This is a genomic window from Streptomyces rubellomurinus (genome assembly GCF_000961885.1).
Taxonomy (GTDB): Bacteria; Actinomycetota; Actinomycetes; order Streptomycetales; family Streptomycetaceae; genus Kitasatospora; species Kitasatospora rubellomurina.
In genome coordinates, this window is the sequence record NZ_JZKH01000001.1 from 215,782 (window position 1) to 239,853 (window position 24,072).

The 24,072-nt window shown below is 70.0% G+C and carries 17 protein-coding genes; 9 read left to right on the plus strand and 8 right to left on the minus strand.

Annotation, left to right across the window (positions count from 1 at the left end; genetic code table 11):
• Window positions 1-5: 5 nt before the first annotated feature.
• Window positions 6-1,196: a serine/threonine-protein kinase gene (locus VM95_RS00875; protein WP_107072821.1), complete on the minus strand. Its 1,191-nt coding sequence runs from the start codon at window positions 1,194-1,196 to the stop codon at window positions 6-8.
• Window positions 1,197-1,649: 453 nt separating this feature from the next.
• Window positions 1,650-3,410: an arginine--tRNA ligase gene (gene argS, locus VM95_RS00880; RefSeq protein ID WP_045691955.1), complete on the minus strand. Its 1,761-nt coding sequence runs from the start codon at window positions 3,408-3,410 to the stop codon at window positions 1,650-1,652.
• A 303-nt stretch (window positions 3,411-3,713) separates the two neighbouring features.
• Here argS and VM95_RS00885 point away from each other — a divergent pair, with 303 nt between their 5' ends.
• The 8 genes from VM95_RS00885 to VM95_RS00920 are packed head-to-tail and all read left to right on the plus strand — an operon-like array spanning window position 3,714 to window position 13,573.
• Window positions 3,714-5,552: a hypothetical protein gene (locus tag VM95_RS00885; RefSeq protein ID WP_157881961.1), complete on the plus strand. Its 1,839-nt coding sequence runs from the start codon at window positions 3,714-3,716 to the stop codon at window positions 5,550-5,552.
• A gap of 46 nt (window positions 5,553-5,598) precedes the next feature.
• Window positions 5,599-7,611 carry a radical SAM protein gene (locus VM95_RS00890; protein ID WP_045691957.1) on the plus strand — a complete coding sequence of 671 codons (2,013 nt, stop codon included), beginning with the start codon at window positions 5,599-5,601 and terminating at the stop codon, window positions 7,609-7,611.
• An 11-nt stretch (window positions 7,612-7,622) separates the two neighbouring features.
• Window positions 7,623-8,825, plus strand: coding sequence for a glycosyltransferase (locus VM95_RS00895; protein WP_045691958.1), 1,203 nt, complete (start codon window positions 7,623-7,625; stop codon window positions 8,823-8,825).
• The gene (locus tag VM95_RS00900) at window positions 8,825-9,868 is read left to right on the plus strand and encodes a radical SAM protein (protein WP_045691959.1); all 1,044 of its coding nucleotides are present in this window, start codon (window positions 8,825-8,827) and stop codon (window positions 9,866-9,868) included. The genes VM95_RS00895 and VM95_RS00900 overlap by 1 nt, the downstream gene beginning before the upstream one ends.
• A complete protein-coding gene (locus VM95_RS00905) occupies window positions 9,861-11,513 on the plus strand; it encodes a pyridoxal phosphate-dependent decarboxylase family protein (protein WP_052707066.1) in 1,653 nt (550 codons plus the stop codon). Before VM95_RS00900 ends, VM95_RS00905 begins: the two co-directional genes overlap by 8 nt.
• A 5-nt stretch (window positions 11,514-11,518) precedes the next feature.
• On the plus strand, window positions 11,519-12,316 hold the full coding sequence (locus VM95_RS00910) for a hypothetical protein (RefSeq protein ID WP_157881962.1): 798 nt from the start codon (window positions 11,519-11,521) through the stop codon (window positions 12,314-12,316).
• The gene (locus VM95_RS00915) at window positions 12,309-13,043 is read left to right on the plus strand and encodes a sulfotransferase family protein (RefSeq protein ID WP_045691961.1); all 735 of its coding nucleotides are present in this window, start codon (window positions 12,309-12,311) and stop codon (window positions 13,041-13,043) included. The genes VM95_RS00910 and VM95_RS00915 overlap by 8 nt, the downstream gene beginning before the upstream one ends.
• Window positions 13,040-13,573 (plus strand): adenylyl-sulfate kinase, encoded by a 534-nt coding sequence (locus tag VM95_RS00920; RefSeq protein ID WP_279616807.1) that lies wholly within the window; start codon window positions 13,040-13,042, stop codon window positions 13,571-13,573. The genes VM95_RS00915 and VM95_RS00920 overlap by 4 nt, the downstream gene beginning before the upstream one ends.
• 7 nt (window positions 13,574-13,580) lie before the next feature.
• Here VM95_RS00920 and VM95_RS00925 read toward each other — a convergent pair whose 3' ends face one another.
• Window positions 13,581-14,438: a methyltransferase domain-containing protein gene (locus tag VM95_RS00925; RefSeq protein WP_157881963.1), complete on the minus strand. Its 858-nt coding sequence runs from the start codon at window positions 14,436-14,438 to the stop codon at window positions 13,581-13,583.
• Window positions 14,439-15,064: 626 nt separating this feature from the next.
• Here VM95_RS00925 and VM95_RS00930 point away from each other — a divergent pair.
• Entirely contained in the window at window positions 15,065-15,925 is an 861-nt protein-coding gene (locus tag VM95_RS00930) for a DUF5655 domain-containing protein (RefSeq protein WP_244178562.1), read from the plus strand.
• Between the two features lie 475 nt (window positions 15,926-16,400).
• Here the strand turns inward: VM95_RS00930 and cas3 are convergent, their stop codons facing one another.
• From cas3 to VM95_RS00955, 5 genes are read right to left on the minus strand one after another with little or no spacing between them, the layout of a single operon-like run.
• Window positions 16,401-18,821 (minus strand): CRISPR-associated helicase Cas3', encoded by a 2,421-nt coding sequence (gene cas3, locus VM95_RS00935; protein WP_208615379.1) that lies wholly within the window; start codon window positions 18,819-18,821, stop codon window positions 16,401-16,403.
• Between the two features lie 25 nt (window positions 18,822-18,846).
• A complete protein-coding gene (cas5, locus tag VM95_RS00940; RefSeq protein WP_045691964.1) occupies window positions 18,847-19,524 on the minus strand; it encodes a CRISPR-associated protein Cas5 in 678 nt (225 codons plus the stop codon).
• Entirely contained in the window at window positions 19,521-20,546 is a 1,026-nt protein-coding gene (gene cas7i / locus VM95_RS00945) for a type I-B CRISPR-associated protein Cas7/Cst2/DevR (protein WP_045691965.1), read from the minus strand. The genes cas5 and cas7i overlap by 4 nt, the downstream gene beginning before the upstream one ends.
• On the minus strand, window positions 20,543-21,934 hold the full coding sequence (locus VM95_RS00950) for a hypothetical protein (protein ID WP_157881964.1): 1,392 nt from the start codon (window positions 21,932-21,934) through the stop codon (window positions 20,543-20,545). Before VM95_RS00950 ends, cas7i begins: the two co-directional genes overlap by 4 nt.
• 38 nt (window positions 21,935-21,972) lie before the next feature.
• Window positions 21,973-22,701: a CRISPR-associated endoribonuclease Cas6 gene (locus VM95_RS00955; RefSeq protein ID WP_045691967.1), complete on the minus strand. Its 729-nt coding sequence runs from the start codon at window positions 22,699-22,701 to the stop codon at window positions 21,973-21,975.
• Between the last annotated feature and the right edge of the window lie 1,371 nt (window positions 22,702-24,072).

Here is a 24,072-nt window from a genome sequence, read left to right on the forward strand (position 1 = left end):
GGCGCTCAGAGCTTCTGGCGCTCGGACCAGGTCAGCTGCCCACGGGCCGCGTACCGCTTGCGCAGTTCGTCGGCCACCCGCCGGGACGCGGGCGGACGGCCGGGGCGCGCGGCGGGGGGCCGGGGTTCCGTGGGCGGGCCTGCCGGTGCGGGTGTCGGTCCGACAGGGAGGTCACCCGCGGCGGGGCTGCCCTCCTCGGCGGGCGCGGAGTCGCCCTCGGCCCCGGGCACGGCCTCCGGCTGCTCCCGCAGCAGCTTGTCGAGGGCCTCCAGGCGGTCCAGCATCAGGGCGTCCGGTTGCGGGAGGGCCACCGGCGCGCCGTCGGCCGGCCTGGTCTGCTGGATCAGCGCGTGGCGGGCTCGAGCCGGGCTGGTGCCCAGTTCCCGCAGCAGGTCGGCGCAATGCCTGGTCACCTGGTCCAGGGTGGGACGGTCGCCCGGCTCGTACGCGAGCATCGAGGTCAGCAGCGGGGTGAGCTGCTCCGGCAGTCCGGACAGGTCGGGCCCGACGTCCGGGCTCACCACCTGCACCGCGATCGCCTCCCACCGCACACCGTCGTAGGGTGCGTGGCCCGTGGCGGCGTGCAGGAGGACCGTTCCCAGCCCGTACACGTCCGCCGCTCCCGTCACCTCGGTCTCGCCGCGCGCCTGCTCGGGCGGCATGCAGCGGACCGTGCCGAGCACGGTTCCGGGCTGGCTCATGGAGCCCTTCGACGCCTCCAGGAAGGCGCCGAGACCGAAGTCGATGATCACCGGGCCAAAGTCGCCCAGAATGACGTTGGACGCCTTGAGGTCCCGATGGAGCAGACCTGCCCCGTGCACCGCGGCCAGCCCCTCGGCGAGCAGTGCGCCCACACTCGCCACCAGTGGTGCCGGCAGCGGGCCCTGCTCCTTCACGACCTCGGTGAGCGGGCGGCCAGGAACGTAGTCCATGGCCAGCCACGGCTGCTCAGCGAGCGGATCCGCGTCGAGGAAGCGCGCCACCCGGCCCGTACCCGAGATGGTGCGCGCTATCTCCGCCTCCCGCTCGAAGCGGGCCCGGGAATGCGGATCGATCTTGTCGGGCCTGATGACCTTGACCGCGACCGGGTCGCCCGCGACGGAGTACGCCAGGTACACCGCCCCCATGCCTCCGGTGCCGAGACACCGCTCGACGGCGTACGGGCCGATCTGCTGCGGCAGGACGGTACCTGTCACCAGCTTCCCCCCGGGTTCCACAGTGCCGACACGAACGCGATTGACGTGAGCGTCTCACCCGCCTCAGAAGGCTCTGCCGAGCAGTGTGGACACTGACGAATCACCCGCACAGCGTACCGATCGATATCGGCCTGGCAGAAGGCGCCGTCGTCCCGTGGCCCGGAGAACGGGCGGAAGCGGCCGAGACGACAAGCAGCAGGCACCGCGACGTGCGTGTCAGCACCTGATCACAGAGCGATGGAGTACACGGGCGAGGGGGCGGGTCATCGACAGGTCGACGCGCTCGGCCAGCAGTCAAGTGAGCATCCCTGATCACCGCCATGAAGCTGCTGTCGGCGCCCGCGGGAAGTATCAGCTCGCCAACAGCCCCCGCGGGCCACAAACACCCACCGTCCGATACGAAGCCTTCGGGTAGGCCGGCCTATCGCCGCCTATCCGAAGGCTTCGCACCAGCTACAGCCGCTCGGGGGTTCCGATGCCGAGGAGGTCCATGCCCTGGCGGAGGGTTTGGCCGGTGAGCTGGCAGAGCAGAAGCCGGGTCTCCAGGACCTCGCGGCTGGGGGCCTTGAGGACGGGGCAGTGCTCGTAGAACGTGGTGTACGCCGCCGCGAGGCTGTGCAGGTAGGCGCAGAGGCGGTGGGGTTCGAAGGTCTCGGCGACGAGGTCGATGGTGGCGCCGAATTCGTCGAGGAGGAGTCCGAGGCCGCGTTCGGCCGTCTCCAGGGCGAGGTCCTGGTGGGCGGTCGGGGTGACGCCTTCGGGGGCCTTGCGCAGGATGGACTGGATGCGGGCGTAGGCGTACTGCAGGTAGGTGCCGGTGTCGCCGTTGAGGGAGACCATGCGGTCGGCGTCGAAGATGTAGTCGCGGGTACGGGAGGTCGACAGGTCGGCGTACTTGACCGCGCCGATGCCGACCTGCCTGGCCCGGTCTTCGAGTTCCTCGGTGGCGAGCTGGGGGCTCTTCTCGGCGACGACGGTGCGGGCCCGGTCGACGGCTTCGTCGAGGAGGTCCATGAGGCGGACGGTCTCGCCGGAGCGGGTCTTGAAGGGCTTGCCGTCCTTGCCGAGGACGGTGCCGAAGCCGAGGTGCAGGGCGCGGACGTTGTCGGGGAGCCAGCCGGCGCGGCGGGCGGTCTCGAAGACCATCTGGAAGTGCAGGGCCTGGCGGCTGTCGACGACGTAGAGGAGCTGGTTGGCGCCGAGCATGCCGACGCGGTCGCGGATGGCGGCCAGGTCGGTGGTGGCGTAGCCGTAGCCGCCGTCGCTCTTCTGGACGATGAGCGGGGTCGGTTCGCCGTTGGGGCCCTTGATGTCCTCGAAGAAGACGCACAGGGCTCCGTCCGAGCGCACGGCGACGCCGGAGGCTTCGAGGTCGGCGCACACGTCGGCGAGCATCGGGTTGTAGTAGCTCTCGCCGACGGCGTCGGCATCTTCGAGGAGGACGCCGAGGCGGGCGTAGACGGCTTCGAAGTAGACCTTCGACTCGTCGACCATGCCCTGCCAGGACGCGACGGTCTCGGCGTGGCCGGCCTGCAGCTCGACGACGCGCCTGCGGGCGCGATCGGCGAAGTCGGCGTCGCTGTCGAACTTGGCGCGCGACGCCTTGTACAGGCGGTTGAGCCGGGACATCGACGGCCCGGAGTCGTCCGGCTCGGTGCCTTCGTCGAGCTCGGCGGGGTGCTCGACGAGGTACTGAATGAGCATGCCGAACTGGGTGCCCCAGTCCCCGAGGTGGTTGCGCCGGATGACCTTCTCGCCGGTGAACTCGAGGGCGCGCACGAGCGCGTCCCCGATGATCGTGGAGCGCAGGTGGCCGACGTGCATCTCCTTGGCGATGTTCGGCTGGCTGTAGTCGATCACCGTGACGCCGGCCTCAGCGTTGCTGCCCACGCCGAGTCGGGCGTCGGCTGCGCGGGCGGCCAGGCGCTCGAGGATGGCGGCATCGGTGACGGTCACGTTGATGAAGCCGGGCCCGGAGACCTCCAGGTTCGCGATCACCTGGTCGACGCCGAGGTTCTCGAGCACGCGCGCGGCCACCTCGCGGGGGTTGACCCGCAGCGGCTTGGCCAGGCCCATGATGCCGTTGGCCTGGAAGTCGGCGCGGTCACTTCGTCGCAGCTGGGGGTCGCTGTCCGCGGCGTCGGGGAACGCAGTGGAAATCGCCTGTGCGAAGCGCTCGCGCAGCACGTCGGCGATGGAGAGGACCGTAGGCATAGATCGAAGGACCACTTCTGTGAGAGGGCGGATCCGCGGACGGGCCGCGGGAGTCGCACAGCGCCGCTCCGTCGAGTCGGTCGGCGCCGTCTGCCGAGTATCCCATGCCCCGCACAGCCGACGGCCCGATTAACGTCGTCGCGAAGCTAACCCTGCAACCTCAAGGCCCTTGACCGTAGATCATCTTGAGTGATCATCAGCACCACTGGTGGAGCCCTCCGCCTCCGGGGAGGCACGCGTTCCGCATCCCCCTTGGGTCGAATCCGCAAATTCGATCGAACACAGCGTGATGGAGCGGCTACGGTGGCAAGCCTGCTGTGCGGCGCTCGGGAGGGGAGTGAGGTGAGCAGGCTGTCTGGGGGTGCAGGTGGTTCGCCCGGCATCGCTGCGGCGATCCGGGCGGTGTTCGCCGGGGACGGCGAAGGGCATGCACTCAACGATCCGAAGTTCGGCGACGTCACCGGTGCGGTGCGGCGGCTGCGCCACGAAGGGCGGGACCTCGTGGTCAAGCTCCGGGCCCGGACAGCGGCGCACGCGGAGCGCGCCCTCGCCTCGGAGGCGGCGCGTCGCCTGGGCGCGCTCACAATGGACGGGTTCGGGCGAATCGTGGTGTGCGTTCCCGACCTGGTGCCACTGGATGACCGTACGGCGGCTCTGGTGTCGCCCTACCTCGGGATCCCGCTCTCTGCCTCAACGGACGGCCTGGCCGGCTTGTCAACGGAGGAGATCGAGGATCTCCTCCTGGCGGTGCTGGGACGCGGTGTGGAGGCGTCCGGGTGCATTCCGCGGAACATGTTCCGGCAGAGCGGCCGGACGGTCCTGATCGACTGGGAAGACGCGCTGCTCGTCCCGGCGGGCACCGCCGCCCCCGGTGCGCTGACCGTGATGAAGTGGGACATCGGGTGGTCCGACCTGTTCGGCCGCGATCTGGGACTTAGAAGGCGCATCACGGCGGGGAGCGTCGACGAGCCGACGCTGGACGGTTTCGAGTCCGTACTCGCTGCCTGGCTGCCGGCCGGACTGGCTGCGCAGGAGGTGCGTCGTCGCGGCATCGAGTTGACGCTCGCGAGCGAACTGCCCGCCGCGGGGTCGAAGTCCGCAAGCGCTGCCCGTCTGGGGCATCTCGCCGAGGACGTCCTGTCGCCCGGCCTCGGTGTCTTCCACACGGTGCTGACCTCGCGGCTGCGAGCAGACCAGGGCGAGGACGCCTATGCGGATCTCATTCACCGGCTGGATGCCCTCACCGAATGCGCCGGTAGCGGTGGCAGCCGTCGCCTGGAGCGGTTACGCCGACCGTGGGTCCTCGCGATGTTCTCCACGGCCGAGCGCCCGTTGGCCGCTGGCCTCCGATCGCTCGAACAGCTGGCCGCACGTCTGGAGGAGCTGCGGGGCACCTGCGGGTGGAATGCGGCATGTAAGCGCGCCGAGGTCGCCGAGGAAGTCACCGCCCGCATTGCCCGGACTGCTCAAGCCATCCTGGGACTGGAGGGGTTGGAGCTCATCTTGCGCGGCTCGTGCGCACAGGGAGTCCTCGGACACGGCAGCGACGTCGACTTCGAACTGAGCTCACCCAACCACCCCAACGGGCATCGGGCGCTTGAGGACCTCGTGATCGAGGCGCTCGCCTGCCTGGGTCTTGCCGCCGAGGGCTCCGCCGCCCGGCCGACCGAGCGCGATGTCGTCAGCGCGAACGGGAAGTTCAGCCGCGACCTCCACGAGTGGTTCGAGCTGCGCCGGCCCGGCACGGACCATCACTCCCCTGGCTGGGTCGCCACCGCCATCGCCGCCCCGTCGACCACCGTCATCAGCCGGCCAAGCGAGTGCGAGCAGCAGGGCCGCGAACTCACCGCCAAGTACCTGTGGTTCGAGTCACGGGCGCTGCTGGCCCGGCTCGTGTTCACCCGTGCCGCAGTTACGCCGCCCCCGGTGAAGCTGGTCCCCCAGCTGTCGCTCCTGCACGAGCTCGTTCCGGCTGACAAAGCCGCCGAGGTGGAAGCCCTGGTGCGCCAGGCGTTCGCCCTGCGGGAGGCGGCCGATCCCGCGCCGCCGGCCACCGGCCCGGACACGGAGGTGGAGCAGTTGGCCGGCCGGCTGGACGTGCTGCGTCGCCGCCTCGGTCTGCCTGGCCCGCTCAACCTGTAATCCCGTTCCGCCCCGATCCGCGCCATCTCAACCCGAGAGGTCAACCGTGATCAGCGACGCGATTCCACTGTCCACCAGCGATGCTTCGCACGTCTCCTTCGCGGACGGCTACACCTTCCATGTCCGCGGCGGCCAGATCACCGCCCCGGGCCAGCCGTGTCCGTGCGGCGCGCTGGAGCCGGTCCACCAGATCACCTCCTACCGGGAGGCGTACCCGCAGGCCCAGCTGTCGCTGACCGACGTCTGCAACATGGGCTGCACGTACTGCTCGTTCCGGGACCGGGTGCACGCCGACGGCAAGCCCGTCACGATCCCGCTGGAGACCGTGGTGCAGGGCCTTCGCACCCACCGCGAGCGGCTGGTCGAGGAGAACGCCCGGTACAGCCGGATCGACTTCGGCCTGGCCGGCGAGACCATGCTCGTGCGCCACATGCACGACACAGTCCAGGACTTGGTCGCCGAGAACCTCGCCGATTCCCCCGTCGCCGTGGTCTGGGCGGGGCCCATGGTCACCAACGCGACGCTGTCGATGACGTCGGAGCTCGCCGAGCAGCTCGGCCCGCCCCAGGACATCAGCCTGGACGGGCCCAGGGACGTCCACGACCGGGTGCGCTTCTACACCGGTGACCGCGGCGGCACGTACGACCACGTGCGTTCCGTGCTCGACCAGGTGCTGGCCCGCCACCCCGACATGGGGGTCTCGGCCGTCCTGACCGCGTACTGCACCGACTTCGTGGCGATCTTCCGCCACCTCTTCGAGGACGTCGGTGCCCGCAACATCTACATGAAGCCGGTCAACGCCACCCACGACAAGGACTACGCGCTCAACGCCAAGACCCTGCCGGCCTTCCGCCAGGGCTACACCGGCCTCGTCGAGCACATCCTCGCCCAGCCCCCGGAGGGCATCCTCGCCCGGCTGCTCGCGCTGAACTCCGAGGACTTCTTCATGCGGTTCTTCTACCGGGTGAAGGATCGCGCGGCTCAGGTCTACCGGTGCGGGGCCGGCAAGAGCGGCACCTACCTGGACACCAACGGCAACCTCTACCCGTGCGCGCACTTCATCGGCAAGTCCGGCTGGCACATCGGCCACGCCTCCACCGGCGTCGAAGACACCGAGCGCCGCAAGTACCTCGACCTGGTCGTCGACCAGCGGGACGAGTGCTCCTCCTGCCCATCGCGGTACGTGTGCGGCGGCGGCTGCTACTACCAGGCGGTCCTCACGAACGGTGACATCACCAAGCCCGACGGCGTGAAGTGCGACCTGATCCGGTTCCTGACCGACCTGTCGATCCGCCTCGTCGTCACCCTGCGCGAGCTGCACCCCGAGGTGCTGGACGCCCTGCCCTCGCCGTACGGACTCACCGCCGATTCCCTCGCTTCCTCCCCCGAATCCGCCTACCTACCCGCGGCCCGCCTCGACACCACGGTCGACGATCAGCCGATGTCCATCCCGCTCGCCGGTCCGGGCAGGGTGCGGGGCGGACTGGCCAACCCTGCGGGACTCGCCGTCACGCTCGCCCGACGCGCCGAAGGGCTTGCGGTACGGCTGGAGCTGGGCGATACGCCCGACGCCGTCCAAGCGGTCCGCGTCCGCCTGCAGCCGGTGGGCGAGAGCGTGTTCACCCTGCATGATCTCGCCGCCGGGCAGTGGCCAGGCGAGCGGTACCTGTGGTGCACCCGCGACGGCGCCTGGTGGCTCGCAGCTCCCGACATGCGGTTCCGCCGTGTTCCGCATCCCGATCCCACCTGGGAGGACGCCCACGACGTCCGCCTCTCCTGGGAGGCCGATCACCTGGAGCTCCTGCTGCCGCTTCCCGAACCGTTTGCTTCCGACGAGGGACTTGGTGTGAACGTGTTCGGGGACTTCACGGACGGTGGATGGACGGCCTTGACGCTGCATGAGCCGTTCGCGGTCCTGGGCCCGAACGCAAAGGGTCCGCTTCACCTGTCCGGCCCGGAAGCACCCGGGCGGCCAGCTGCGGCGGGAGTCAACGGCCGCATGCCCGTTGAGCTCACGCCGCTGGGCCGCTGGGCCGGGCTCCAGGGCAACACCTGCTGACGGGAGGCGAGATGCGCATTCTTCTGGTCACCCACCGGTTCGCGGGCGAGGAGGCCGGCGGGACGGAGATCCTGGCCGACGACCTCGCCCGGGCCCTGATGGCGCGAGGCTTGGACGTCGCGTGGCTGGCGGCTGGCGACCCGCCGTCGCCGCAGCGACGCACCGCGGCCGAGTACATCAGCGTGCCCGCGGTCTTCAAACGCGACTACCCGGTCGGCTGGCGCGAGCAGGAAGCCCAGCAGGCGGCGCTCATCGAGCAGTTGCTCGCCTCGCGACCTGCTGTCGACCTCGTCCACGTCCTGCACTTCAGCCGCGTCGGCCTGGCGTTCCTCGACATCGCGCCGCTGCGGAACGTGCCGGTCGTCGCGACCCTGACCGACTACACCGCCGTCTGCCCCGACCACCAGCTCCTCGTGCGCTCCACCGGTGCGCAGTGCACCAGCACCGCGCACTCGACCAGCTGCTTGGGATGCCTGGGTGCGCCGACTGCGGCAGCTGGGGACGTGGAGCTGTGGCGGGCACGCAACGTCGCGTGGCTGAACGAGCGGGTGCGGGCGCTGTGGACACAGACACCACACCAGGCTGCGGAGCTCGCGAAGGCCGGCGTCGCGATGAACAAGGCGGTCCGGGACCAAGCTTGCTACGGGCTGCCCGACAGCTGGCAGCCGCTGACCGAGAGCGGCAGTGGCAGCGGCGAGTACCTGCTGTTCCTGGGCCGGTGCTCACCCGAGAAGGGCCTCCACGTCCTCCTCGACGCCCTCGCGGACAGCCCGACCACGCTGCCTCTGCTGGTCGCAACTGTGCCGGACGATGCCACATACGAGGAGCGGATGCGCCTGGTCGCCGCCGCCGATCCGCGGGTGCGCTGGCTTCCTCCGCTCTCCCGCTCCGACGTCGGGCCGGTGCTGGCCGGCGCACGGGCGCTGCTGGTGCCCTCGCAGTGGTGGGAGAACCATCCGATCGTGGCGCACGAGGCCCGAGCCCTGGGCGTGCCGGTGTGGTCCTCGGCGGTGCCGTCCATGCGCCACCTCGCGAATGACGGAGGCGTCCACCTCGTCGAGCGGTACGCCGACCCGGCTTCGTGGAGGCAGGCGATCGATGCGGCGGCCGGATTCCAGGGGCCGCGGGTGCTGTCGTTCAGCCGCCGGGTGTCGGCGTTCGAGGCGTTCGTCGACGAGATGGTCTCCGTCTACCGGAAGGAGGTGACCAGGTGATGCCCGAGCAGATGCAGCCGGTCGTGGTGCCGGAGCGCTTTCGGAAGTTCCTCGTCACAGACGACTTCGACCGCTACGGGCTCGAACCGGGCCGGCCAACGCCAACTCCCCAGTACCTGCAGGTGGAACTCACCGACCTGTGCAACCTCGCCTGCGCCGGGTGCGTGCGGGCCGTACACGACAGCAGCGGCGGACACCTGTCGCTGGACGCCTTCGTCGCGCTCCTCGAGCAGCTGCCCGATCTCGGCCACGTCTCCTTCGTCGGCGCCGGTGAGGCGCTGATCGTCCGCGACTTCGCCTCCTTCGTCCAGGCGTGCACCGAGCGGTCCGTGTTCACCTCGACGAACACCAACGGCCTGCTCGTGCGCCGCCGTCTCCAGCCGGTCCTCGACGCCGGACTGGGCCTGCTCGCCATCAGCGTCGACGGCGCCGACGATGCCACGCTCGGGCGGATGCGCTCCGGCCTGCGCCGATCCCAGCTGTCCACCGCACTGCGCAAGGCCGCGGAGATGACGCGACAGCGCGACACCGCGCTGTCGGCCGCGGTGACGCTCTCCACCGCCAACCTCGACCAGTTCCCGGCGATCGTCGACTTCGTCGCGGACCACGGCGTCACGCGGATCAGCGTGGAGAGCCTGCACCACTGGGGCGAGGACAAGACCCTCAACGCCGAGTCCCTGTTCGCCGCCCCGCCCTCCCAGGTCGTGCCGCACCTGGAGGCGGGCCTCGCCCGCGCCGACGAGCTGGGTCTGCAGCTGTCGATCTTCGACTACTCCCGGCTGGCCTCCCCGGCCGCCGGCCGGGCCGTGTGCCCGTGGCCCTGGGATGCCAGCTACATCACCAAGGACGGCGACATCACGCCGTGCTGCATCCACATGGAGTCCTCACCCGGCAACGGGCTCGGCAACACCCACCAGCCGCAGATTGACGAGATCTGGACCTCGAAGCCGTACGGGGCTCTGCGGGACTCCTTCCTCTCCCAGGCCCCGGCGTGGTCCTCGTGCGAAGACTGCGTGTACCGAATGGAGTTCGGACGTGTCTGACACCCACCCACCCGCCCTCCTGGGCAACCGCCCGACCGCGGACAGCCGACGGCTGCTGCACCGCGCGGTCGACCTCGGCCTCGACTTCACCTCCGGCGCCCTGCGCGACGACCTGGTCCTACGGCACGGAGAGGTCAGCGAGCTCATCGACCGCTTCGCCGGCCCGCTCCCCCAGGACGGCGAGAACGACGAGCAGCTACTGGAGGCCCTGACCGAGATCGCCAGGTGGTCGATCTCCCAGGCGGACCCGCGCTATCTCGCATTCCCCGACACCGGCGACAGCATCGCCTCTCTCGCGGCCGACATCGTCGCGTCCTTCCTCAACCAGAACCTGATCGCCTTCGATCGCAGCGCGCCCGCTGCCAGCGTGATCGAGGCCCAGCTGATCACCTGGCTGCGGGAGTTGGTCGGCTACGACACCACTCCCTTGGCCGACTACCAGGGGCTCGGGTCGCTCGGCGGCATGTGGACCTCCGGCGGCAACATGAGCAACCACATCGCCATCGCCGCCGCCCTCGCCCACACCTACCCCGAGATCCGCACCACCGGCATGCGGGCCCTGCCCGAGCAGCCGGTGATCCTGCTGGCCAGCGGAGTCGAGCACTTCTCCTACCTCGCCGCCGCCCAAGCCCTCGGCCTCGGCACCGACGGACTGCTGTGGGCGGACGCCACCCCGGACTTCACCAGCGACCCGGCCTCCGTCGCCCGCCTGATGGCCTCGCCACCTCCCGGCAAACGGATCTTCATGGTCGTCGGCGTCGCCGGCAACTGCCGCACCACCGGCATCGACGACCTGCAGGCCCTCGCCGAGCTCAGCACGCAGCACAACGTGTGGTTCCACGTGGACGCCTGCCACGGCGGTAGCCTGCTGTTCTCCGAGAAGCTCAAGGTCCAGCTCGCCGGCATCGAGCACGCCGACTCCATCGCCCTCGACCCGCACAAGGGACTGTTCGTCAGCTACCCCTCCAGCTACGTCCTCTTCCGCGACCCCGCCGCAATCGGCCGCTTCGCCCGCTACCCAGGCCGCGCCCACGACCCCGACTGCCTCGACCTCGGACTGATCACCCCGTTCTACGGCTCCCGCGGCTTCGAATCGCTCAAGCTCTGGGCGCTGATCAAGCATCAAGGCGTCGAAGGCATCGGCCGACTCGTCGAAGACCGTCAGGCCACCTTCCAGAAGATGGTCGACCTACTCGAACGCACCGGCTGCTTCCGGATGCTCGGCACCTCCGACTTCTACCGGTGCGCCTTCGTCTTCCTCCCCACCCCGGTCGCCGAAGCCCTCAAACAGGCCGCGCTGCCGACCGCGCACCACGCCGCCGTGCGCGACCTCATCTCCCACTACACCGCCGCCTTCGCCGACCGCCTGTACCGCGCGGGCACGGTCGTCTTCGACCTGTTCGCACTGCAGGACCTCGCCGACCGCCTCGGACTCGGCAGCAGCGCCAAGTACCAGGTCATGGGGATGTGCGTGGGCCACCCACACATCCCCGACGAGATCGAGCACGGAATCGAGCAAGACATCATCGAAGCCGCCCACGAGCTCACCGGCCGCATGCTGGAAGACCTCCGCACCCTACTGGCATCCGCGAACCCGGCCGCCAGCACCCCGAGGCCGGGCGTGACCGGACCCGCGGGCTGGTGACCGCCGTGACCTATCCACCCGCGTTCACGATCGCCTACCTCGTCCACAGCGACGTCGAACTCCTGCGCCGCACCATCCCCAGCACCCTGGACGCCCTGACCCGCGGCACCCGCCACCCGTACGACCTGGTGCTCGTCGTAGACGGGGCAGAAAGCGCCCCGGCCGACGAGATCGTCGAACTCGCCCACAGCACCTGGGGCTTCGACGAAGTGCGGCTGCGCTGGCGCACCCGCCACCGGGCCTCCGGCGACCAGGCGAACAACATCCACACCCACTTCGTCAGCGACAAGAGCCGCTTCCTGATCACGATCGAAGGCGATGTCGCCGCCTTCCGCGACCCGAACGCCACCGATGTCCTCGCCGAGATCGCCGAGACGTTCGACCAGTGCCCCCAGCTCGCGCTCGCACAGCGCATCGACGACCATGACTGCTGGCAGTGGAAGCTCGAAGAGGTCGGCCCGCCGCTGAGCGACCGGGCCCGCTCGGTCAACCGCGTCTCCTCCCACTTCCTGATCTACGACACCCAGCGGGCCCGCCCCGTCATGGCCGCGGCTGGCGGCGTCCCCGGCGACCGGTTCCACGACGACGGCCGGCGCTGGATGAACTACGAGGACTGGCTCTCCCACACCTTCGCCCAGCCCGCCGGCCCCGGCATCGGCTACCTGCACCGCCTCCCGCTCCGGGTCTTCCACTGCGACGAGAAAACCGCGCCCGGTTCCGCCCACTACCGCCGCGACATCGCCACCCGCCTGCGTGTCTTCGCCGAACGCGAGCACGCCGTGAAGGAGGAACTCGGTGCCTGACCACCGCCTCGTCCCCTCTCCCGTGTTCCTCCTCTCCCCGATCCGCTCCGGATCGACCCTGCTGCGCTGCCTGCTCGGATCCCACCCCGACGTCCACGCCCCGCACGAACTCCACCTCGCCGGCTACACCGTGGCCGTCGACGACGAGTTCACCGACCTGTCCATGCGCACCCTCGGCCTCGACCACACCGACATAGAGCACCTGCTCTGGGACCGCCTGCTGCACCGCCAACTCACCGAGGCCGGCAAGAGCGTGCTCGTCGAGAAGTCCCCGGGCAACGTGTTCATCTGGCAGCGCCTCGCCGCCTGCTGGCCCCAGGCCCGCTACATCGTCCTGCGCCGGCACCCGGTCGCCATCGCCGACTCCATCCGCCGCGCCGGCGACGCCAACGACCTCGCCGAAGCGGCCGTTACCGTCGACAAGTTCGCCACCGCCCTCGACGAAGCCGCCGCCAACCTGCCAGGCGCCGTCCACGTCACCTACGAGCAGCTCACCGCCGACCCGGAAGCCACCTGCAAGGCCCTGTGCGAGCACATCGGCATCCCCTGGGATCCGAGCATGCTCGACTACGGCCGCCACGACCACGGACCGTTCGTCTACGGCATCGGTGACTGGTCGCCCCAGATCGCCTCCGGCCGCGTCCAGGCCGCCACCCCACCGCCTGCGGAGGCAGACGTCCCGCCGCTGCTCAACTTCTGGTGCCAGAAGTGGGGCTATGCCCCGTGAACCAGCCGCGATCATCGACCGTCTTCTGGTTGTTCGGGCTGCCGGCCTCCGGCAAGACCACCCTCGCCCGCCACCTCCTCGACCACCTCCGCGCCGAGCACGGCGCCGACTGCGGGCTCTACGACGCGGACATCGAACGCGCCACCGGCATCCTGCGAGATCTCGGCTGGTCACCCTCCGACCGCATCGCCACGATCCGCGCACTCGCGCACGCCGCCAGCCAGCATCAGGTCGGCATCGTCACCCTGGTGACCTCCACCGAGGCGGAGCGCCAGCTCGCCGCGGACCTCCTCGGAGAACGCCTCCATCTCATCCACGTCCACGCACCCGAACCGGTGCGCCACGCCCGCGACGCCCTCCGCACCGTCCGCGCCTACCGGACCAACCCGGCCCCGGACGCGCCGGAGCTGACCTGGTCCGATCCCGAACAACCCGCGCTGGCGCTGGACACCACGGCCCCGCTCAGCACCACCGTGAACACCCTATTCACCTTCGCCGCCACCACCCTCGCGAACGTCGCTTCCCCATAGACGCTGGTCAAGCAGCAGTCGGGAGATGCAGCATCGAGCCGGCTCCCACGGGTGCCGCCCGCCGGCCGTCGTGCGAGCCCGCCCCATGCCCTATGCGACCGCTCCTGGTCTTCTCCGCCACTGCGATGAACGCCAGCTCGGAGAAGAAGAAACCGCCCAACTGGTCCGCATCGCGCACCGAGGTGTACCACGCCTCGACCTCCTCCGGGGCGACCGCGCCACGACCGTGCCTGGCGGCCGACAACAGAGCCTTTCGGATCTGGTCAACCCGATCCTTCGCATGCCCCGTGAACTCGGTCGACCACACCAGCAGTGGTTCAACGCCGACGAGATCCAGCGGGCTATAGGCGAGGAGCAGCCCGAGCTTGCGACCGATCCTGCCGTCCGCGTGATCCATCCAGCTCTGCGCATCGTCCGCGAACGCATGGCACACCCGCCGGTCGAGATCGGCGTCCGCGCCCGCGATGACCATCGAGTCGAAGTCGACGTGCGCGATGACCGCCCGCCCCCCAGGCCGCAGGACCCGCGCCACCTCGGCCAGCATCTCCAGCGGGTCCGGCAGGCACTCGATGGTGTTGTACGACAGGACAACGTCCACGCTCGCGTCGGAACACGGGAGACTGTCGCGCAGATCCGCAACGATCGTCGCCGTCGACCCCTTATGGCCTGCCAGAGCCGCGTGCACCTGGCGCAACGACTCCGCCGAACGGTCGATCCCAATGAGGGAAGCCTGCGGCGCTTTCCGGCTGACAGCCCGAAGCGTTGGCCCCGCACCACACCCGAGATCAACAACAACCTGACCAGAATCCGCCGGGCCAGCAAGCTCCGCAAGGCGCACATGGATCGGCTCAGCACTGTCGGACACAGCACTGCCCTCCTCCCCTGTCCGCGCCAGAGCCCGAGATGGCGGCACCAATAGTCCAGATTTGCACCATATGACATGATTTGAGATATCACATCTCGAGACGCAACTCTCCTTGCTGCAGGGGCTCCCATTGCCACCAATCAGGGGAGATTCCCAGGTCACCGCGCTTGTTTAGCCGGGTGGTCGCGACGAGGTCGCCCTGCGGCCTCGGGCGGGAAGGAGGACGACCCGCGCGCGGCCCTTCGAGGCGATCACCGTGCGCTGCTCATCGAACCCCAGCAAAGACGCGGTCGCGTCTGTCGGCGCTGCGGATGCCGCGAAGGCCATCACCGCGAGCTCGGCGCCCGCTGCGACGCCTGGTCACCGACCCCGGCACGGCATGTGGCCTTCGCCGTCGGACATTCCCTCCGCCAACGACCACCGCCACACCATCCGCCGCGCCCATCTATTCCCGCCTACTTGAAATGCGATATACGCAACAACCGCTAGATTGTCCGGTTTCTGGCATGTACGGTGTGCCGTCCATCGCCGGACGGCCCGGCGGGTGGTGTGCTGGGGGGTACGTGGCGGGACTGCAGGTGTTTCGGGTCGCTGGTGGGGATGTTCGCCGTGTCGAGGGCGCGACTGTGGAGTTCGAGCGCGACCTCCAGCGGCTCGTGGAGGCGAACATGGAGGAGATGTTGGGCGGTGTTCGCTTCATGGCGAGCGAGTACTCCACCGGACCGGTCCACCGGGGTCGGATCGACAGCCTCGGTCTTGACGAGGACGGGAGCCCGGTCCTGGTGGAGTACAAGCGCACGAGCAGCCAGAGCGTCCTCTCCCAGGGGCTGTTCTACCTGGCCTGGCTGATTGAGAACCGCGGCGAGTTCGAAGCCCTGGTCGAGCAGCGGCTCGGGCCGGAAGCCGCCAAGCAGGTGGACTGGAGCCGGCCGCGTGTGATCTGCATCGCGGCGGACTACGCCCGTTACGACTTGGTGGCGGCGGGCATGTCTCACCACCGTGTCGACCTGGTGGTCTACCGGCGCTACGGGGACGACCTGGTGACGCTGGACCTGGCTGCTTCGGTCGCCGGCGGCTGCGGCTCCTCGACGGTTGGCCAGTCGGAACGGATGCGGCCTAGCTCACCAGTGCGCCGGACGGTCAGCGATGCGCTGACGCAGGTGCGCAGTGAGCTCCGGGAGCTGTATGAAGAACTCGACGCCCGTCTGCTCGACCTCGGCGAGGGCCACTCGGTGGAGCTGCAGCACTACGTCGCCTACCGTCGCCGTCGGAACTTCGCCTGCGTCCGCGTCCTGGCACGGGAGCAGGCGCTGGTCGTGTTCCTGCGAGTCGACCCGGCGACGGTGCAGCTCGTGCCGGGCTGGACGCGGGATGTCCGGAAGATCGGGCACCTTGGGACGGGCGAGCTGGAGGTCCGGATCGCTTCGGTGGAGGATCTCGACCGGTCGATGTCGCTGCTGCGAACGAGCTACGCAGCAGCGACCTGATCGGACACGGCAATGGGCCGCGCACCCTGCTTGGGTGTGCGGCCCATTGCCGTCTCGGGCGCTGCTGCCATGGGGGGCGAGGTCCTCGCGCCGGGGCGGCCCAGCTGCTCGCTGGGCCGCCCGGGCTAGTTAAGCTCGCCGACCTGGATCCGTGGGGGACGGATCGGAGGGCGGCAGTTCCGCATCGCACCCGGGTGGGGGCGCTCGTCGCGGTCAACGAGGGGGAAGGCTCTCAGGCGCGGTCGCCGGCAGCGCGGTGATGAGCGAGCGCTCGCGCACGAAGTCGGCGTAGCAGTGCCAGGACGGTCCCCTGGGGGGACCTTCTAATTCGACCCGTGGGATTGGTAGTTGGTACCCCTTCAGGGGCGATGAGGAAGCGGCACTGCTTTTCAAGACCGCTAGGCGAATGGTGTTGTTGCCCCTGCTGCGGGATGTTGAGTGCGCTGCAGTGCAGCCCTGATGCTACTGGCGGTCGTCACACGACCTGGCCGGTTTGGTAGGCGTGTTGGTTGGGGCCTCGGATGGCGAGGAGGCCAAGGTCGGGGTCGTAGTCGGCGTCAAGGATGCGGACGTTGAGGGCCTTCTCGTAGCGGGTGAGTGGGGCGGCCCAGGCAGGCATGGGGATGAGGTACTGGTCAGCGGCGAGTCGTCCCTCTGCGGTGGTGCCCTGGGTGAGTGCATCGGTGTAGGCGGCACGGTGTCGTTCGAGGATGGCTTCGGTGCCGTCGAAGAGTTCGTCGAAGGTCTGTGCGAGGTCGGTGCGGTCGGCGAAGGGCCGGCGGAAGGTGAGGAAGGCGTTGTCGAAGGCGTCGCGGTGGTTGGTGACTTCGTCGTGCCAGCGCCGGCCCCAGTCGGTGGTGTAGATGGTGTTGAGCCAGCCGGTTGCGTCAGCTTCGCTGACGATGCGGTGCTGGTGTTCGAGAAGGCGGTGCCAGCCGGCCTCGACCGGTTCGCGGGGGTAGATGCCGTCGGCGTACTCGCCGGGCTGGTTGCGTCGGCGCTTCCAGGCCGGTGTGTGGACGATGACGTCGGCCGGGTCGTAGGCGCCGAGGCGGTTGATGCGGCCGAATCGCTGGAGTAGGGCTTCCAGCGGAGCGGCTGCGGTGAACAGCACGTCGAGGTCGAGGTCGAGGCTGACCTCGACGACCTGGGTGGCAACCAGCAGCCCGGGGAGGCGGTGGGCTGCTGCGCTGGCGAATCGGTTTCGGATGTTCTGCTCGATACGGCTGCGGTCTTGGCGGGTGAAGCGGGAGTGCAGGAGGAAGGCGCTGTCGTCGCCGTGGAGGGCCCCGCAGTGCGGGGCGAGTTCGCTGAACAGGGCCAGGGCGTGCGCGACGTTGTTGGCGACGACCAGGACGCTCTGACCGCGGTCGAGCCGAGCGCGGATCTCGTGGGTGGTAGCTGGGTCGGTGAGGTGGTGGCGGCGGACCTGAAGGCGGTGGCGGGGCGGCAGGCCGAGATCGGGGGTGTCCACCAGAGCGGGTGCCTGGGCGAGCGTGTCCTTGAAGAGGTCGGCGAGGACGTCGGGCAGGGTGGCGGAGACGACGGCGATCCGCCCGCCCAGACGTTCCCACAGCCGGGCCGTGGCGAGGATGTAGCCGAGGCGGCGGGAGTCGTAGGCGTGCAGCTCGTCGAGGATGAATACCGAGTTCGCGGCGTCCACGAGCAGGCCGGCATGGGCCGGGCCCGCGAGGGCGGCGCGGAGTAGCTGGTAGGGCGTGCCCACCCGCACGCTCTCGCGGAACAGCCGTGTGGCCGCTGCCCTGGCGAGGGCCTTGGTGGCTTCGCTCTGTTGGCAGGGCCCGGTCTCCTCCTGCTCCTCGCTGTCGGGGCTGTCGGTGGAGTGGATGGCGGCGGCCAAGTGGTAGGAGGCGGCACGGGAGTGAGCGACGCCGACCAGGTCCGGGTTGCCGAGGAGGTCGGCGAAGCGGTCGGCCATCGCGTTGATGGAGGCGAGGTAGGGCAGGGTGAAGAAGACCCTGGGCACGCCGCCCGAGTGCTGGGTGAGCTCCGTGACCTGGCGGGCCGCCCACAGCAGCACGGCCTCGGTCTTCCCGCTGCCGGTGGGCGCCCGCAGGAGCAGGTGGCCGCTGGTCCCGGCCGCGCGGACCTGGTGCTCGCGCAGCGCCCGGCCCTTGGCGGCCATCTGCTCTTCAAGGGCGGGCCGGAAGCGGTGGTCGAAGGGCTGGGTGGTGTGGACGGAGCCGTGGGCGGAGGAGAGGTGGTCGGCGACCGTTACTGCCCCTTGGAGCAGGACGGCGGCCAGGCCGACGTCGGGAGTCACCCGCCGGTCCCAGCGGTGGAGCAGCTCGGTGAGGGTGCGGTGCGCCGCGTCGATGAGGTCGGTACTGCTCAGCGAGCTGGTCTCCGGGGTGGTGGGGAGCATGGCCGCGGTCGCGGTGGTGTGCAGCCAGCCGAGCAGCGCCGTCACCGCGTTCTCGTCGATCGGGCCGATCCGCTTCGCGAGATCTTCCGGCGTCAGGCCGTGGTAGAGGAAGCGCAGATCGCGGCCGTTGCTTCCGGTCAGTGCGCGGTGGTGGGTGGCGACGCCGGCCGCCACCCAGCCGCACAGTTGCTCGTCCGGTACGAGGATGGGGAGGAATCCGAGGGAGACGACCTCGTGCCTCTCGCCCCAGGAGCGGACTCGGCCGAGGAGCATCTGCTGGCAGCCGTCGGGGAGCTTGCCGCCGTCGTGGTACAGCCCGCTCAGCTGGGCGGCCAGCCAGAACCGGCCGTCCAGCACACGCTCTGCGGCCTCGATCCGGCCGACCCGCCGGGCGAGCTCGACCCCCGCCGTCAATGTGGTCTCCAGATGCACCGTCAGTTCTTCGGGCGGCACGGCACCGCGGGCGCTCTTGGCCAGCAGCGTCCGCAAGGGATCGGCGCTCGTGCCCAAGGTCGTCTCCTTCTTCCTTGCTGGGTCAGGCCGGGCTGACGGCGGTGGTGAAGTGAGCGCCGGGGTGGACGGGCGGCAGCAGCAGAACGGCCTGGCCGTCGGCATCCGACCAGCTGCCGGGCACGATGGTGCTGCTGCGGCTGGTGGCGTCGTGCCGGTAGTCGCCCCAGACGGTCCGCTCCCGCCCCGGGGCCACTGCGGTCGGCAGTCGCAGCAGCGTGCCCTGAGCATTGGGGAAGGCGGGGACGACGGCGCCGCGCTGCTCCCCCTCGGCCGGGGTGAGGACGGTGTGGTCGAGGCGGATTCCGACGAGGTCCTGGCTTCGGCCCAGCCGCAGCGGCCACACCGGCCTCCGCAACCGGCCGCGCCATAACTCGGTATCGTCCAGCAGCCAGATGCGCATGGTGGCGTCGGCGAGGAACTCCCGGGTACGCGGGACCGGGGTGGTGGCCTTCCCAGTGGCATCCAGCGGGTGGTAGGTCTCCAAGTCGACCCCGGCGCCGGCGGCGTGGAAGGCCATGGCGAACCGCAGGCCGACGTCGACCGCGTCCCAGCCGCCGGCCGCCGCCGCGAGTATCCCGGCGACGGTGGACGGCGGCGGACAGGGATGAGTGACCTGCACACCGGCATACAGGTGGTTGCGGAAGGAGACCACCGGCGCGGTCAGAGTCACCCGCAGCGCCGTGACCGAGGCGGCCGTCATGCCGCGGGGTCCTCGAACCAGGCGTCGTGCTCGCCCTCACCGATCCGGTCGGCCAGGCCGTTGAGGATCACCCGAGGGTGCCCGAAGACCACGGCGCCGCTGTCGACGAGGTCAGCGAGGTCCTTGACCGCCCTCTCACGCTGGTCTCCGAGGAACCCGGGCGCCCAGCCGACCAGCACCGGACCGTCCAGCTCGTCGCGCCACGCCTCGATCTCCTCGCGCAGCACATCGGCCTGGAAGACAGGCCGGCCGTCGTCGGCGCCGACGATCCGGGTGAACGGGTTCACCCCGCCCTTGACCGAGGCGAGCAGCACCAGCGCCGGGGCGCGGTCGCCGTAGTGGAGGGCCTGCTTCGCGCCGCCGCGCACCGAGGCGAGCGTGCGCAGCACGGTGTCCACCCGCCGCCGACGCTCTGCCAGGGGCAGCCGCACCGCGCCGACGCTGCGCAGCACCGTCTTCTCGGCACCCGCCTTGACGGCCTCCTCCGCGGCGGCCGGGCTCAGCGCGGTGCGCAGCCCCGTCCCGTCCGTCTCGAATACGCCGACACGGGGAAGGTCCAGGAGCACGTCCCCGGCCAGGACGGCGCTGTAGAGCTCGTGGGAGTGGATCACCGGGTGCTCGCCAGGCGGGAAGTCCCGGCTCATGGTGCCGAAGTCGCTGGTGGGCCGCTGCGGGACGACCGACACGAACGTGCCGGTCGCCAGCACCGTCTCCCGGCCGTAGCTCTCGTTCTTCACCGCGACCATGTAGCCGAACAGGTCGTCGTCCAGGTGCAGATCGGGGCGGCCCGCGGTGTAAGCCTGCTGCTTGGCGCCGGCGCCGCTCCGGGTTACCGGCGACCGTGACTCCTGCGCGGGCAGGCTGTCGCGCAGCCAGCGGCGGAACGCCTGCGCGGACACGTACGGGTGGACGTCCCGCCCGACCCGCAACTGCTTGACCTTGCCGTTGTTGTCCTCCGCCAAGCCGTTGTTCGGGGCTCCCGCCACAACATCCAGAACGATCTTGCCAACCAGGTACGTCACTGCTGCTCATCCTCCGTGTCGAACGTCAGGGCTTCGAGGTCGCGGGGATCGAGATCCTCCTCGCCCTCCTCCTCCGGTTGCTCGGGCTTCCAGCCGAGCGAGTTCAGCTCCTGCAGCACACCGACCAGGAGCATGTCCCGGTGGAACCAGGCCGGGTTCTGCGAGACCGGGCTGAACAGCAGCTCGAAGCCCCGCTCGGTCACCAACGGCCCCTCTGCTCCGGCGGGCGGCTTGACGGTCCACTGCACGCCCTGGGATGTGAGCCACCCGCGCAGCTTCGACGGGTCGCGAAGCAGCGTGCGGAAGCTCCGCAACTGGCCGCCGGTGGTGGCGGTGTTCAGCAGCGCGGCCACGTTGCGGGCGGTCCTGGCGATCTCGGCCAGGTCTTTCTCGGTCATCAGCATTACCTCGGTCGCGAAGGAGTTGAGCAGCACGGCCAGGGCCTCGGCCCGGGATCGGTCACGCCCGGTGCGGGTCAGGCAGCCGAGCAGCCGACCGTGGCCGACGGCCACGATCCGGCCGGGCGAGCGGAAGACGTTGCGGGCCAAGGCCACGAGCCCAGGCGTCGACGTACTGGCATGGGCGCGAACCAGCTCCACGAAACCCGCACGCCGATCACCCAGCCGCTGGGTGCGGCGCAGCCACTCGGCCAGCGGCTGCTCCAGCGCGTGGGTCTCCAGCTCCTGGCCACGGTTGTTGTTGTTGAACACCACGAGGTCGACGGCAGCGCCCATCGGCCGGCGGTGGGTGCGCAGCGCGACAAGTGCCACGACCTCCTGCGCACCGGTCTGCCGTTTGCTGCCGTCACCGGTGGCAGCGAGCATCCGGTTGTGGTCGACCTGCTCGGCCACGGCGTGCTGGAGGAAGTCGTCGTCCCAGCTGTGCAGGGCGATGGACGGGCCGCCGGTCAGGCGCACCCCGTAGGGCAGCGCGTAGAAGCTGCACAGACACGGCCAGCACAGGGCCATCCCGTCGTGGCCTCGCGGGGTGGTGTTGCGGTAAGACTGGCTCTCGGCGAGCGGCACGTCGCTCTTCCCGTAGTACCCGACCGCCTGCCGTGAGCACAGCGAGCACACCGTGGGCGGCCAGCCGGACGGCGGGGGCAGAGTCCGCCACTGCTCCACCCGCTCCGCGATCGCGGCATCGGTGCGCTTGCCGTTGCTGGGGTGGTTCATCGCGGTGTTGGGGAAGAAGGAGTAACTGACCTTCAACCAGAAACCGCCCGGTGCCTTGCTGTCGCGTCCGAGCGCTGCACGCAGCGCGTCCCGGGCCATCTGCGACAGCGCCGCCTCGAACTCGGCCTCGGTGGTCTCCTCCGGAGAGCCGTCGCCGGCCAGGGCCGCGAGCGCGAACGCCCCCACCCGCTGCAAGGGGTGCGCGGTCAGCACCAGTCGGCCCTGGCCGAGGTCACCGCGAACCGGCGCGGTCATGCCGCCACCCAGCCGAACCCGGCCGAGTTCGCCTGGCCCAGGCCCCAGCTCCACAAGGCCCGCAGCGTCTCCGGCGCTCCAGACAGCTCCACCTCGACGGCGGCCCCAGGCTTGGCACCCTGCCCCACCGCGAACGACCTCTTCGGCCCCACCCAGGACACGGACTCCAGGCTGACCCCGGCGTCCAGGCCCAAGGTCTCGGCCTTGCGCCGCAGGTTCCCCTGGAAGTAGCCCGCCCACTCCAGCTCAGTCGGCAGCACCCACGCCTGACGCGGCCCGCGCACCCCATCAGCGCCGTATCCGGAGCCCTTCATCACCACCGGAGTTGACGTCCGCAACACCGCCCGGCCATCCGCGAACTCCGGCGGCTCCACCAGGCCGAGGCCCGTCAGGCGCAGGGCAACCCCGCCCCAGTCCAACAACTCACGCTCCGCGAACCCTGCCGCCAGTGCCTCCACGATGGCCGGCACCGGGCTGCCGAACTCGACCGCCCCCCGCCCGCCAGCCGCATACCGCCCCGGCCGCCGACGTGCGGACGAGAACACCGGCGCACCATGCCCGAACGGCGCCATCCCGTGGGGCCCCTCACCGTGCTCGTGCAGCCGGCGCCCAAGATCGGGAGCCACCCGCCCCAGCACGTCGTAGACCACCCCCCGACCAGGGGCAAGCACGCTGCCCCACGGCACCTCCTCCGCCGCCGTCACCACGGCCAGCCGCACCCTCATCCCGCACTCCAACGCTCAAATGGCATGACAAACCAGCAAGCTGACGAACCACCAGCCGCACAGTCCAGGACCCTAAACTGCACCACTGACAGCCGTCACAAGATTGCGCACAGTCACCCACGACCCCGGGCAGAACTCGATGCCCTACCGTTGAACAAGACCACCCAGACCAACGCCAAGCTGCCCACCGCAGCGCCACGACGCGGCCAACAGCATCACCGGACTCCTACCGCAGAACCTGACTCACTGGCCAGTCACACCCGGCGTCTGACCTGCAGCTTTACCATCGGGCCTCATCGCCCCGGGGAGGGGTAGCAACGCGACCTGGGATCCGGTCATGCCCCGTCGACTGCGCCCTCATCGCCCCTGGGAGGGATAACAACGCCGACTTCACGCCGAAAGTCGTGGCGGCAGCGCCTCATCGCCCCTAAGAGGGGTAGCAACCTGCCGATCTGGTCAGCCCGCTTCGCGGCGATCAGCGCCTCATCGCCCCTGGGAGGGGTAGCAACTAGGCGCCGACCTGGACCAACTCCCGCGGGTCCGCCGTCTCATCGCCCCTGGGAGGGGTAGCAACTCGGGAGTGTAGTAGTACTGGTCATCGAGCAGATCACGTCTCATCACCCCTCGGAGGGGCAGCAACTAAACCTCGTCGAGGATCCGGTCCAGGGCGCCCCAGCCTCGTCGCCCCTGGGAGGGGTAGCAACAGGTCAGCCTGCCGGTACAGCTTGACGACCACCCCCGTCTCATTCCCCCCCCCGGAGAGGTAGCAACAGCACGTGGGCGTACCGTGCGCCCGCCGCTCGCGCGTCTCATTGCCCCCGGAGGGGTAGCAACCGGTTGACCGCCCAGCGGCCTTCGGTGCCGGTCAGGTCTCATCGCCCCTGGGAGGAGGGGCAGTAACCCGTAGTACCTGACGACGTGATAGGAGTCGGCGCCGGCCTCATCACCCCTGCGAGGGGTAGCAACAAGCCGTATGGGGTGCTGCTCACACCCCTCTCCTACACCTCATCGCCCCTGGGAGGGGTAGCAACAGGTCTACGCTGACCGCACAGTGGTCGGAAGGCCCCGCCTCGTCGCCCTTGGGAGGGGTAACAACCCGACCATCCAGTCCACCCGCCCGCAGGCATCCGGCGCCTCATCGCCCCTGGGGGGTAGCAACGGGATGGTCTTGTCCGGCCAGGTGCTCACGCGGCGGGCCTCATCGTCCCTGGGAGGGGTAGCAACGAGACGATGCCGACGCGGGCGTAGGCGGCCGGGGATGCCTCATCGCCCCTGGAAGGGGTAGCAACAGGCGGGCCGGGGAGCCAGCCCGGGTACCGATCTTCGCCTCATCGCCCCGGGGCGGGGTAGCAACTAGTGGCGGAATCGGGT